Raw genomic sequence first — 12,895 nt, forward strand, 5'->3', positions numbered from 1 at the left:
TTCAATCCGGATTTTTAAGTCCTGGTATAAAGGATAAGAATTATGCATGCTTTTTGCTTCCCATTGCTATTATTTATTTTCTCACTTTAAAACAATATGATCATGGAAGACAAGAACATCAGAAGGGAAAACCAGCCAGGACAGCAACAAAAGGATTTGGAAGGTCGGGATCAACAATCGCGTCAACAGGAGAATACAGGTGAAGATGTAAATGTATCTAATCCGCAACAGGGTACTGAGTGGAGCAACTACAGAACACGTGAGTTAAGTTCCAATGAGAACAGCAGTTCGTCAGAAACATTGAATGATGAATAATAAAGAAAACCCGGTTAAAACCGGGTTTTTTATTCCCCAATTTACGCATGAGCTTTATCAGCTCTTGTTTTTTGAAATAGTTTATATTTGACTGCAACGATTGCTGCTATTTTTTAAATAGCAGACCAATACATCTATGCAGAAAAAAACTATTATTACAGGCACAGGTAGTTATATTCCATCCGAGATCGTTAGCAACAGGGACTTTACTGTGCACAACTTCTACGCTGAGGATCACAAAAGAATTGAAACGGCGCCCCAGGAAGTAGTGGATAAATTTCAACAGATAACTGGTATCGCTGAAAGGCGATATGCTCCTTCCAACCTGAATTCCTCAGATATTGCCACCATTGCTGCCCAGGCAGCAATTGAGGATAGCGGAATAGATCCTGAGACCCTTGACCAGATTATTGTAGCACATAATTTCGGCAATGTTATCAAGCATACTATTCAAACTGATGCTGTACCTTCTCTTGCCAGCAGGGTAAAACACAACCTAAAGATTCGCAATCCTTATTGTGTAGGTTATGATGTTTTATTTGGATGCCCGGGTTGGGTACAGGGTATGATACAAGCTGACGCCTTCTTTAAGGCGGGAGTTGCTAAAAAAGCATTAGTAATAGGAACTGAAACCCTATCCAGGGTTATTGACAAATATGACCGCGACAGCATGATCTTCAGCGATGGCGCAGGTGCTACATTGATAGAATATAAAGAAAGTGAAATCAGCGGCATATTATCCTCTTCCGCAGTCAGTCATTGCACCGACGAAGCTTATTACATACAACTGGGACAATCATATTTCCCCGGAAGTGATCCCCGGATCCGCTACATTAAAATGAAGGGCCGGAAGGTCTATGAATACGCCATCAAATATGTGGCAGAAGCCATGAAAGAATGCCTGGATAAAGCTGGCGTGGATATACATGATCTGAAAAAGGTCTTCATTCACCAGGCCAATGAGAAAATGGATGAAGGCATTATTAAAGTGCTGTATAAGCTGTATAATATTACAACTGTACCAAAAGACATTATGCCTATGAGCATACAATGGCTTGGCAATAGTTCGGTTGCAACTGTACCTACGTTGTATGATCTAACCTTAAAAGGTAAAGTAAACGGGCACCAATTGGAAAAAGGTGATATTATTCTTTTTGCTTCTGTGGGGGCGGGAATGAACATCAATGCTATCTGTTACAGGGTATAAGCAATTATATAAAGTATTTTCTAACAGGGTGAAGGTTTCCTTCACCTTTTCTTTTGGCACGTTCTTTTTACCTATGCAAGGGTTGAAGCCGGGAAAGTAATAGCGTAAAAGCCAATAAGAATTTATGATAGTTACAGAAGAGCAAAGAAAAGAAGCACATGCATTTTACAAAGAAGCATTGGACATATTAAATGAAAGCGGCGTCCCATTTATGCTGGGAGGAGCCTTTGCCATGTTTCACTATACAGGCATTTACAGGGACACAAAAGACCTGGATATATTTTGCAAACCAAGTGATTATCCCCGCATTCTCAAGTACTTTGCTGAGAAAGGTTACCGGACTGATCTTTATGATGTTCGATGGCTGGCAAAAGTGTATCATGGAGATTATTTCATAGATATCATATTTGACACCGTGAACAATATTTGCCGGGTAGATGACTCCTGGCTGCAACATGCAACAAAGGCCAGGTTTGTTGGCGTGGATGTATCCCTGTTAGCACCTGAGGAACTGGTTTTTTGCAAACTATATGTTCTTAACAGGGAACGATATGATGGAGCAGATGTGAACCATGTGCTATTAAAAACAGGAAGAAACTTTGACTGGAAACGCTTGTTATTTCACATGGATCCGCACTGGCATATATTACTGGCCCAGCTGCTGCAATTCCAGTTTGTTTATCCTTCTGAATACCATGAGATCATTCCCAAATGGCTTTTTGACGAATTGATGCGAAGGGCACATGAGCAATACGATTTGCCTCCTGCTTATGAAAAAGTTTGCCGCGGGCCAATGATTGACCAAACACAATATGAAGTAGATATCAAGGAATGGGATTATAAAACCTATACGATCAAAACTGTTTAGGATGGAGGAAAATAAAAAAACAAGGATTGCAGCAGTAGCGGATATACATGTAAAAGAAGGTGATAAAGGCAGGTGGGTGGAATTCTTCAAAGAAATATCATCACAAGCAGCGATCCTTGTCATTGCCGGGGATTTAACTGACACTGGAGATGAAATGGAAGCACAGGTGTTGGCGGAAGAACTAAAAGCATGCACCATACCCGTTGTTGCTGTATTGGGCAACCATGATTTTGAAAAGGGCAGGCATAAGCTTATCCGCCAGATACTTCTGAAAACCGGCGTTCATATACTGGATGGCGAGGCAATTATTATTGGAGATGTTGGATTTGCAGGTGTTAAAGGATTTGGTGGTGGTTTTGATAAACATATGCTCTCATTTTTTGGCGAAGGTGCCATGAAGGCTTTTGTGCAGGAAGCTGTTGATGAAGCATTACACCTTGATAGGGCATTGTCGCGTCTTGATGCAGAGCAAAGAGACATTAAGAAAATTGCAGTTTTACATTATTCTCCTATAAAAGATACTGTGGTTGGTGAGCCCGAACCTATCTACCCTTTCTTAGGATGTTCCCGCCTGGCAGAGCCTTTAAACAGGCATAAAGTTCTTGCTGCATTTCATGGGCATGCGCATATAGGATCCCTTGAGGGAAGGACCAGTGATGGAATAGCTGTTTATAATGTTGCTATTCCTATTCTGCAAAAAGCAGGATATACCGTTCCTTTTTACATCCTGGAAGCCTGATACAATCCCATCTGATAATAACCCGGGAAGGCCAGATCATTTAAATAATAAATACCTTTCAATAGATATATCAACTAAAAGTTGGAATTATATATTGATTATGGAATTTACACTCAGATCCTGGGACTTTGATGACCGTGAAAGTCTGGTTTACCATGCTAACAATTATAATATTGCCAGGTATATGACTGACAGGTTTCCCTTCCCCTATACACTACAGGATGCCTCCAGTTTTATTGAAATGGCTTCGACAGGAAGACCGCCAAATATCCTTGCCATTGAAGTGGAAGGAAAGGCAGTGGGTGGAATTGGCTTGCATATGCAGCCGGATATATATCGTAAGAATGCAGAAATGGGCTATTGGCTGGGAGAACCCTATTGGGGAAAAGGAATCATTACCAACGCCATAATAGAAATGACCCGGTATGGATTTGCCAATTGGGATATAAACCGCATTTTTGCGCGCCCTTTTGGAACCAATAAGGCATCACAGCGTGTTTTGGAAAAAGCAGGTTTTACACTCGAGGGTAAATTTGAAAAAAGCCTGTATAAGAACAATGAATACCTGGATGAACTTATTTATGCCATCAGGCGCAAAGAATAAGAACGAATTGAATAGAAACAAATGATAACTGTAAGAAAAGCCACGTTACAAGATCTTGACGAACTCTCCATTTTATTTAACGCCTACAGGATATTTTATAAGCAGCAAGGTGATATTGCAGCAGCCCGGGAATTTTTAAGCGAAAGATTGCTTAGCAATGAATCAGTAATTTATGTAGCCTTTAATGGAGAAAATGCTGTCGGCTTCACTCAACTCTACCCTATATTCAGCTCTGTATCTTTAAAGAACGCATGGTTATTGAATGATCTTTATGTGCAGCCATCTGCCAGGCGCTCCGGCGTGGCAGAGACATTGTTGAATATGGCCAGGGAACACGGCATAGATACCGGGGCTAAATGGCTATTGCTGGAGACAGCACGTGACAATTTTCCAGCTCAATCACTTTATGAAAAGAATGGCTGGGTAAGAGCTGAAGATATATTTTATACATTGGACCTTTAGCTGGTCAAACGTTCCCTACAAAAACCTTAGCATCCTATTTGTAACAAACGGGTAAATCATGGTGTATGGATATACAGGATTGTATAATTATTGGTGGAGGGCCGGCAGGTTTGAATGCAGCAATAGTCTTAGGCAGATGCAGAAGAAAGGTTTTGCTGTTTGATGTAGGTAACTATCGCAACAAGTCATCGCATGGAATGCATAATTACCTTACCCGCGATGATATCCTACCCACTGATTTTATTAAAATATGCCACCAGGAATTGGAGAAATACTGCGTGCAATTGTTGCGCAAGAAAATTGTGAAGGCCGAAAAAAATGATGAAGGATTGTTTGTGGCAAGGGATGAAGAAGGCAGAACTTATACCTCAAGAAAATTATTAGTTGCAACCGGCCTTACAGACAATGTTCCCGACATACCAGGATTCAAAGAGCTTTATGGTAAATCCGTTTTTCATTGTCCCTATTGTGATGGATGGGAAATCAGGGATAAAAAATTAGCTGTGTATGCCCGAAATAAAGACGGAGCTGAACTGGCATTAACATTAAAAGGCTGGAGTGATTCTGTTGTATTATTCACTGATGGTAAAAACAAAATTAAACCGATAGAAAAAGAACAACTGGATTCCTATGACATCCGGGTCATACAACTTCCTATTGAAAAATTGGAAGGAAAAAATGGAATATTGCAAAAGGTCATTTTCAAAAATGGTGAAGAAATGGAATGTGACGCCCTATTCTTTGTCAATGGCTATAAACAACAATGTGACCTGGCGGAGGCCTTTGGATGCGAAATGAGTAAAAAAGGCGTAGTCGTTACCAATCGTTTTCAACAAACTAATATTGAAGGATTGTACGTAGCCGGGGATGCCTCCAAAGACATGCATTTTGTAGTAGTTGCCGCTGCTGAAGGCGCCAAAGCAGGGGTGATCATCAATAAAGAATTGCAAAAAGAAACAGTTCAAAAACTCCACAAAGTTCATTCAAAGAACCATTCAATCACGATTAAATCCTAAAGTTTGTAGCGTAGTTTTAATGGATACAGATTTAACTTTCAGGTAAGCAAAAATTGAATCTTTATTAAGCCAGTGGTATACCTTTTGGATATTGTACTTACATGAAGCACAGTGTTTTAAAAACCTCCTGGTCAGGCATTAAGCTCGTGTTTTTTATAAGTACTTTTATTATTTCAATAAGTTCATTTGCCCAGGAAAGCAAAGAAATAACCTTACAAAAAGCCATACAGTCAAAGCATTATATTTTCAAGGCTCAATCTGCCCTTCCCATGCGCGGTGGAATGCGACAATTGACCTCAGAGTATGACCTGAAAGTAGAGGGTGATACCTTAACAGCTTACCTGCCGTATTTCGGCCGGGCTTATATTGCCCCAATTGATCCAGGCAAAGGAGGTATACAATTCACTTCCGGGGAAAATAATTATAATTCCAGGATCAAAAAGAATAGTTGGGAGATCACGATCTTGCCTAAAAATATTCAGGAAGTCCGTCAACTATTTCTTACCATAGCTCCAAATGGAAATGCCAGGTTACAGGTGATCAGTAATAACAGGGACCCTATTTCTTTCAATGGATATGTAGAAGCTATAAAGAATACATTAAATTAATATTATTGGTGTCGCCAGCTTTATTCATTAGTATGTAAACCCAAGGTTAATAAAGGTCAGGTTATTTTTCATTTTTTACTGGGTTTAACGATTAATGGCACAGCTTTTTTACTATAAGTGTTATAATAAATCAATGTTATGTCACAAGATCGTTTGAACCCTCAACCTGGGGATGATAATAATACCGTCCAACCTGGGGAACAATTCCAAAGCGATACACAAAGAATTGTAAAACGTCACCTTGAAAACAAGGATGATGTGATTACGGAAGAAGATATCAGGAATGTTAGGGTAGGCATGACCCCACCTCTTGATGATGCCACTGAGGAAGCGCTTGAAGAAAGGGAAGAAAAAGTGGCAGATAGAAAATCAATTGATGAAGAAAGTGCCCCTGATGGGCAGAAGCTAACGCCATGGGATGTAGTAGAACCCGAAGAATAATACCCAGGTAAAAACCAGATAACCTGGCAGGGCACTGAATAATCACCAGGGAAAAACAGTTTAGATCTGAAGCATAGATTTATTGGATCAGGGTCTTTGCCTCTTTTACTATGCATCCTGCCCTTTCCAGAACCTGTTGCTTTTCATCATCCTTAAGATTAATCTCTATTTTCTTTTTATTGTTATCAGTCAGTACAATTGAACTTAGTTTCTGTTGCGTCATTTTTTGCAGAACCGAAGGGGTGGTTGTGGCGTTTCTGAAAACAATAGTAAAAATTCCATCACAATTCATGGCAGTAGCGTTCTTTTGAGTGCTTTTGGTACGTGTACCATCGAAGGTCAAAGCAGCAGAACATTCATCATCAAAACAATTTCCTTCCCCGAGGGAAAACAACAATTTTATTTCCCTGGCATCAGCAACCATGTTCAATGAAAAACGCCCTCCCCAGGAAGAAAGTCGCAAAAAGCCCGTTGAGAGTTGGGGTTGCTGTGTAAAAGGATCTTTTTCTTTTTTAAGCTCACAATTCTGGGCAGATGCAAACAAGGGTACTAAAAAAACGCAGAATAATAACGCCTTCATAAATTATAAAGTAATAAAAATAATAGCAATATGGCAGTAATCGGAAAGGTTAATGTTAAAATAGGGTAAACATACCGGCCGGGCTCTATTTCTTTCAGTTGGTTTAGTATTTTACCAGCAGATTTGCATTGTTAAATCCATTTGAAAATTATAACCATACATTTAAGGCTAAATCTTATTATCGAATTTTGAGAGGCAAGATCCCATACATGTTGAAAAATCTCCTTCTCTCCTTATGTTTACTTTTTGTTGTTTCTTCATTATATAGCCAAACTACTTACCGCATCAGTGGAAAGGTTACCAATAATAAACTCGAACCCCTTGCCTTTGTAAGCATACAGGTCAAACAATCACAGGCTGGTACTATCACCAAGGAAGATGGCACTTATGGATTAACCCTTGAAGAAGGTACTTATGATCTTATGGTAAGCATGGTTGGTTATAAGCAGCAAAGTTTAAAACTGACCCTCAATAAGGATTATATACAGAATATCATCATGGAAGAGGATGACACGAAAAATATGGAAGACATTGTCATCAGGGTAAAGATCCGCGACCGTTCTGAGGAGATCATAAAGAATACTATCAGGCAGAAAGACCAGATTGTAGGGGCTGCGGGCCCATATTCTGTCCGCATGTACATTAAAGCCATCCAGCAGGATTCATCCCTTGGGAAAAAAGAAAGGTCCCGGGTAGACAGTTCCCTATTTCATAATTTTAATTCCGACCTCAATGGAATGGCCATGACTGAGGTGTTGTTGCAACTGGATCATGAATCTGACCAACATATTAAGGAAGAGCGTCTTGGTGTAAAAAGCTCCGGGGATGCAGCTGCCAATCTTTTTTACCTATCCGCCACAGCCGGTGACTTTAATTTCTACAATAACCTGGTTAAGGTTCCTACCATTTCAGAAACACCTTTTCTATCTCCTGTCAGCTATAGTGGTTTATTAGCTTATAAATTTAAAATGCTGAAGATTGAAAAAAGGGAGGGTAAGCGGGTATATATCATTTCTGTAAAACCCCGGCAAATAAGTAATGCCACTGTTGAAGGAGAAATGACGATCCAGGATAGTACCTGGGCCATTTTACACACGCGTTTTGTTTTTCCTTCCTACCACCTTCCTGAGTATGATTTTTTTGAAGTGGAACAAAACTATGCCTTTGTTCATGATACTGCTTGGATGCTGAAGGATCAGCGTTTTAGTTATTTTACCAAATCAAAAAAGAGCGGGCTTTCCGGACAAACCCTGGTTACCTACACAGATTACGAATTAAACAAGCAATTTGGGAAGAAACATTTTGGTGTGGAAGTAAGTGCCACTGCGCAGGAAGCTTATGAAAAGGACAGCTCATTCTGGCAAACAGTAAGAACAGTACCTTTAAGCGAGAGGGAAATTCGTTTTATCCGTTATAGAGATAGCATATTCAGGGTCACACATACGGAGGCTTATCTTGATTCAATTGAAAAAGCCAATAATAAGATCACCTGGAAGAAGATTGGACTGTTTGGTCAAACACTGATCGACAGGAAGAAGGAAAGAACATGGATGATCCCTCCCATCATTTCCCTGTATGAACCTTTCCAGTTTGGTGGTGCCCGTGCGCATCTTGGGTTTTACTATTTTAAAAGGTATACCTCCAGGAAAGACCTTACGCTTTACTCCGACCTTAGTTATGGTTTTCGCAATAAGGATATTAATGGCAGCATAAAACTGACACGCATGTATAACCCTTTCAACAGGGGTTATTATATGTTTGAGGTCAACAGGAATTTTGACCGCATTTTCCAGGGAGATGCCTGGATCAACCAGATCAAAAGAAGCAGCTATTTTCTTAATAATTATTTTGCTGTTGGTCATGGTTTGGAAATTGCCAATGGATTATTCTTATATACAGAAGGGGATATTGCCCTACGCAGGTCAGTAAAAGGATATAAAACCAACGCCCGGCTGGATAGCCTGTTGAAAGACATCCTGGATAATAATCAACCTGTTTATTTTGACCCCTATAATGCCGTGTATGGTCTTGTAACTTTAAAATACACGCCGAGGCAACGTTATGTTCGGGAGCCAAGGGAGAAGATCATCCTGGGATCTAAATGGCCAACCTTATTCGTTACATTCAAAAGAGCTTTCCCGGGACCTTTTAATAGTATTGCAGATTTTGACTACCTGGAATTTGGGCTGGAACAAAAGATCAACCTGGGCCTGCTTGGAATTACACGGTATACTGCCCGAACGGGAAGTTATCTCAATCAAAAAAACCTGCGCCTGCTTGATTATTCCTACCAACGGCAAGGTGACCCCTTCCTGTTTATGAATCCCGATGAAGCCTTCCAGGCACTTGATTCCACCTTTCCCCTGTTTCAACGTTTCTATAATGCCCATATGGTCCACGAATTCAATGGTGCCCTGATCAATAAGATACCATTATTGAAGAAACTACAACTAAGGGAGATTGTGGGTGGAGGCTTTCTCATAGCACCAGAAAGAGACCTGCGTTATGGTGAATTATTTGCCGGAATTGAAAGGGTCTTCAAATGGCCTTTTAACCCACTTACCAAGTTTAAACTTGGCGCTTATGTGGTAACCTCTGCAGCCAATCAATTTAAGAACCCGGTTCAATTTAAAGTTGGATTCACTACCTGGGATAAGCGTAGAAATAAATGGAATTAATCCCTACCTGTACGGCTCATCAATAATATACAGGATCTGAATGAGCTGCAACTGTAGTTTATTTCAATGCTTCAAAACTATACTTTACCATATTCCAGAATTCGTCAAGGGCTACTATCCTGGGCTTGAAAAAAGAAATCAGCTTAGGCCAGTCTTCTTTTTTGAAAATGTTTACCTCTCCAATTTCTTCATATACGATGCTTATAGGTTGTCCATTTTCATCTTGTGAATGTAATAGCCATTGCCAGGTGCCAGGTATAATACTTTCCATTATTTTCCTTACTTCCAGCAATTGCTCAAAATATAATTCCCTTACACCGGCATCTTTATGAGTTAACACTATCCCTATAAAGGCAGATTTATTATCTGCATGCATCTTAAACCGAATTCCCTTTTCCCCTGTTTTATAATTCACCCAATTGATCTTCCCGCCTTCTGATGATAAAACAGGACTCATATACTGTCCGAAACTGGTCCAGAATTCCTGTTTCAATATCGAAGCCTCTTGTCTCGAATACATGCAACAAAATTAGCAGGCATCAAACTTATAAATTGTTATTGCCATTTGGAAAATTCAGGACGACAGTTGATTATTAGCAGACAACCTTTTGCAAAAATTTACGTATATTCATAATGCACCTTTTTCCTGTATAAAATACAATAACCTGGATAAGCCTTTATCATTTTATGAAAAGGTTTATTGTTTTTCTACTATTGCTTTTCACTGCCTTTTCCTTCAAGGCAAGGGCCGATCATATTACAGGAGGTGAGATGTTTTACAGTTTTGCCGGGAAGAGCGGAACTGATAATAAATATGATGTCACCCTCAAGCTTTTCATGCGTTGTAACAGTGGAAGACGATTCAATGACCCTACGACGATTGCTATTTTTGACAGGGAAACCAATCAACGGGTACAGGAAATACCAGTTCCCCTGGCTAATCAATCTACGATCAGCCTGAATACTCAAAATCCCTGCATTTCCGATCCCCCAACAGTTTGTTATGTCATAGGCTATTATGAATTCTCTATCACGCTGCCATCCAATACGGCAGGTTATTTAATAGTCGGCCAGGTGAATTTTCGCATCGCAGGGATCAACAATCTTATATTGGGCTATAGCCAGATCGGTGCTACCTATACATCAGAAATTCCGGGAACAGATCCTATAAGTAACGCGGTAGAAAATAACAGTGCTCATTTTACAGGGAATGACCTGGTTGTAGTTTGCGCCAATAATACATTTTCTTACAGCTTTGCTGCAACGGATGCAGATGGAGATGAACTGCATTATTCTTTTTGTGATGCTTATCAAAGCGGAACCAGTGGTGCCAATGCTGTTCCTCCCTCTCCTCCGTACGACCCGGTGCCCTATGGACACGGTTTTAGTGGCTCATCACCTCTAGGCAATACAGTAAAACTAAATGAACAAACAGGTTTAATTACGGGCATTGCTCCCGCTGCCGGAGTTTATGTCGTTACAGTTTGTGTACAGGAAATAAGACATGGAACAGTTATAGCAACCCAGAGGAAGGACCTGCAAATCAATATTGCTGAATGTTCCATAGCTGCTGCATCCCTATTACCTGAATACCTTTTATGCACAAACTCCATTTCAATGAGTTTTTCTAATTTATCAACGAGCCCCCTGATCAATTCTTATAACTGGCAATTTATAAACAGTTCGGGTATTACTGTATTTAGTTCTACGAATGCATCTCCCACAGTCAATTTTGCCGACACAGGTATTTATACAATAAAATTATCTATCAATTCAGGCCAGGCATGCACTGACTCGGCTACCTCCCTGGCAAGAGTTTATCCAGGGCAAATCACAGATTTCACAAACACAGGCATATGCGTGAATAAACCAACATTGTATGCTGATCATTCAACAACAGTGTATGGTGTTATTAATTCCTGGTTTTGGGATTTTGGAGATCTTTCCTCCACGAATGATACTGCTCATAAACGAAACCCCTCCTATACACATGCGCAAACAGGACCCAAACTCACTCAATTGATCGTAACTACCACCAAAGGATGCAGGGACTCAATCAATAAATTAATAAATATTGTAGATAAGCCTCCCATAACACTAGGCTTTCGTGATACATTGATCTGCAATGGAGATAGTTTGAATTTAAAAGCTATTGGCTCAGGGACATTTACCTGGGCGCCTTCAACGGGCATGGTCAATATTAATTCAGCTACGCCCCTTGTTCATCCCACATCTACAACCAACTACTTTGTTAACCTGGATGATAATGGATGCACGAATAAAGATTCACTGAAAGTTCGGGTAGTTGATTTTGTTACATTACAGGCAAGTAATGATACTGTGATTTGTGCCAATGACCCGGCACAACTTAGTTGCATTACCGATGGTCTAAACATTAACTGGTCTCCTGTTGCAGGCATTCAGGACCCTTTTATTTTCAATACCATTGCAAGGCCTGATTCAACTACAAATTACAGTGTCACCTCCAGGATAGGCCATTGCTCCAATACAAAACAAGTAGTTGTGAAGGTTGTACCTTATCCTGTAGTGAACGCAGGGGTGGATACTACCATCTGTTTTCAATCGGCAGCTCAATTACATGGTTCTACCAATGGGAATAAGTTTTATTGGTCGCCGGATGCAATGATAAATGATCAAGGTACCCTGGCTCCTAACGTGCATCCCAGGGAAAGTATTTATTTTGTATTATCCGCAACTGATAATAAGGGTTGCCCAAAACCAGCGAGCGATAGTGTTTTCATCACAGTGCTTCCTGAAGTAAAGGCTTTTGCCGGAAATGATACTTCCATTGTATCAGGACAACCATTACAATTAAATGCCACAGGGGGAATAGGTTATGAATGGTCACCCGGTTCGAATCTTTCTTCTACAACTATTCATAACCCTGTTGCCACCTTTTTCGAACCCGTAAATGTTATCAAATACATGGTTCAGGTTTTCGACGAAGCTGGATGTAGTGACTCCGCATTCATCTCTGTCAGGGTATTTCAAACAGATCCCATCATATTTGTTCCCAATGCATTTACACCTGACAATGATGGCAGGAACGATCTACTCAGACCAATTGCAGCAGGAATGGCAAAAATTGAATATTTCCGCATTTATAACAGGTGGGGGCAATTGGTTTTTGCAACTTTACAAAATGGAAGAGGTTGGGATGGGAGGATAAATGGTTCACCACAAGGTACCCAGACATATGTTTGGGAAGTAAAAGCCACAGATTATAAAGGACAACTTTATATACAAAAAGGAACAGTAACCCTGATCAGGTAATTAGCCTTCAAATTGAGGCTATAGCTCCACAGGATGGATAATTATTGTAGCAAACCTGGATTTTTTAAGAATGATTTCATGGT

At 40.1% G+C, this 12,895-nt stretch carries 13 protein-coding genes; 11 read left to right on the forward strand and 2 right to left on the reverse strand.

What is annotated here, in order from left to right; genetic code table 11:
• Positions 1–102 precede the first annotated feature (102 nt).
• The 9 genes from BP74_RS03360 (at position 103) to BP74_RS03400 (ending at position 6,260) form a co-directional block, all read left to right on the forward strand.
• Positions 103–315 carry a hypothetical protein gene (locus BP74_RS03360; protein WP_496371072.1) on the forward strand — a complete coding sequence of 71 codons (213 nt, stop codon included), beginning with the start codon at positions 103–105 and terminating at the stop codon, positions 313–315.
• A 136-nt stretch (positions 316–451) separates the two neighbouring features.
• Complete coding sequence (locus tag BP74_RS03365) at positions 452–1,522, forward strand: 3-oxoacyl-ACP synthase III family protein (protein WP_496371074.1); 1,071 nt, start codon at positions 452–454, stop codon at positions 1,520–1,522.
• A 124-nt stretch (positions 1,523–1,646) separates the two neighbouring features.
• Complete coding sequence (locus BP74_RS03370; RefSeq protein WP_496371076.1) at positions 1,647–2,390, forward strand: nucleotidyltransferase; 744 nt, start codon at positions 1,647–1,649, stop codon at positions 2,388–2,390.
• 1 nt (position 2,391) lies between these two features.
• Positions 2,392–3,129, forward strand: coding sequence for a metallophosphoesterase family protein (locus BP74_RS03375; RefSeq protein WP_496371078.1), 738 nt, complete (start codon positions 2,392–2,394; stop codon positions 3,127–3,129).
• Positions 3,130–3,229: 100 nt separating this feature from the next.
• The gene (locus tag BP74_RS03380; RefSeq protein WP_496371080.1) at positions 3,230–3,733 is read left to right on the forward strand and encodes a GNAT family N-acetyltransferase; all 504 of its coding nucleotides are present in this window, start codon (positions 3,230–3,232) and stop codon (positions 3,731–3,733) included.
• 21 nt (positions 3,734–3,754) lie between these two features.
• On the forward strand, positions 3,755–4,195 hold the full coding sequence (locus BP74_RS03385; RefSeq protein WP_496371082.1) for a GNAT family N-acetyltransferase: 441 nt from the start codon (positions 3,755–3,757) through the stop codon (positions 4,193–4,195).
• 65 nt (positions 4,196–4,260) lie between these two features.
• On the forward strand, positions 4,261–5,211 hold the full coding sequence (locus tag BP74_RS03390) for an NAD(P)/FAD-dependent oxidoreductase (RefSeq protein ID WP_496371084.1): 951 nt from the start codon (positions 4,261–4,263) through the stop codon (positions 5,209–5,211).
• Positions 5,212–5,312: 101 nt separating this feature from the next.
• Positions 5,313–5,819 carry a DUF4251 domain-containing protein gene (locus tag BP74_RS03395; protein WP_496371085.1) on the forward strand — a complete coding sequence of 169 codons (507 nt, stop codon included), beginning with the start codon at positions 5,313–5,315 and terminating at the stop codon, positions 5,817–5,819.
• A 138-nt stretch (positions 5,820–5,957) separates the two neighbouring features.
• The gene (locus BP74_RS03400; RefSeq protein ID WP_496371086.1) at positions 5,958–6,260 is read left to right on the forward strand and encodes a hypothetical protein; all 303 of its coding nucleotides are present in this window, start codon (positions 5,958–5,960) and stop codon (positions 6,258–6,260) included.
• A 79-nt stretch (positions 6,261–6,339) separates the two neighbouring features.
• Here the strand turns inward: BP74_RS03400 and BP74_RS03405 are convergent, their stop codons facing one another.
• Complete coding sequence (locus BP74_RS03405; protein WP_496371087.1) at positions 6,340–6,840, reverse strand: hypothetical protein; 501 nt, start codon at positions 6,838–6,840, stop codon at positions 6,340–6,342.
• A gap of 209 nt (positions 6,841–7,049) precedes the next feature.
• On the opposite strand from BP74_RS03405, the gene BP74_RS03410 reads away from it, so the two are divergent.
• On the forward strand, positions 7,050–9,518 hold the full coding sequence (locus tag BP74_RS03410; protein ID WP_496371088.1) for a DUF5686 and carboxypeptidase regulatory-like domain-containing protein: 2,469 nt from the start codon (positions 7,050–7,052) through the stop codon (positions 9,516–9,518).
• A 58-nt stretch (positions 9,519–9,576) separates the two neighbouring features.
• Here BP74_RS03410 and BP74_RS03415 read toward each other — a convergent pair whose 3' ends face one another.
• The gene (locus BP74_RS03415; RefSeq protein WP_496371089.1) at positions 9,577–10,038 is read right to left on the reverse strand and encodes a DUF4268 domain-containing protein; all 462 of its coding nucleotides are present in this window, start codon (positions 10,036–10,038) and stop codon (positions 9,577–9,579) included.
• A gap of 167 nt (positions 10,039–10,205) precedes the next feature.
• Here BP74_RS03415 and BP74_RS03420 point away from each other — a divergent pair, with 167 nt between their 5' ends.
• On the forward strand, positions 10,206–12,812 hold the full coding sequence (locus BP74_RS03420; protein ID WP_496371090.1) for a T9SS type B sorting domain-containing protein: 2,607 nt from the start codon (positions 10,206–10,208) through the stop codon (positions 12,810–12,812).
• The last annotated feature ends 83 nt before the right edge of the window (positions 12,813–12,895 follow it).

The organism is Flavisolibacter ginsengiterrae DSM 18136, from assembly GCF_059568575.1.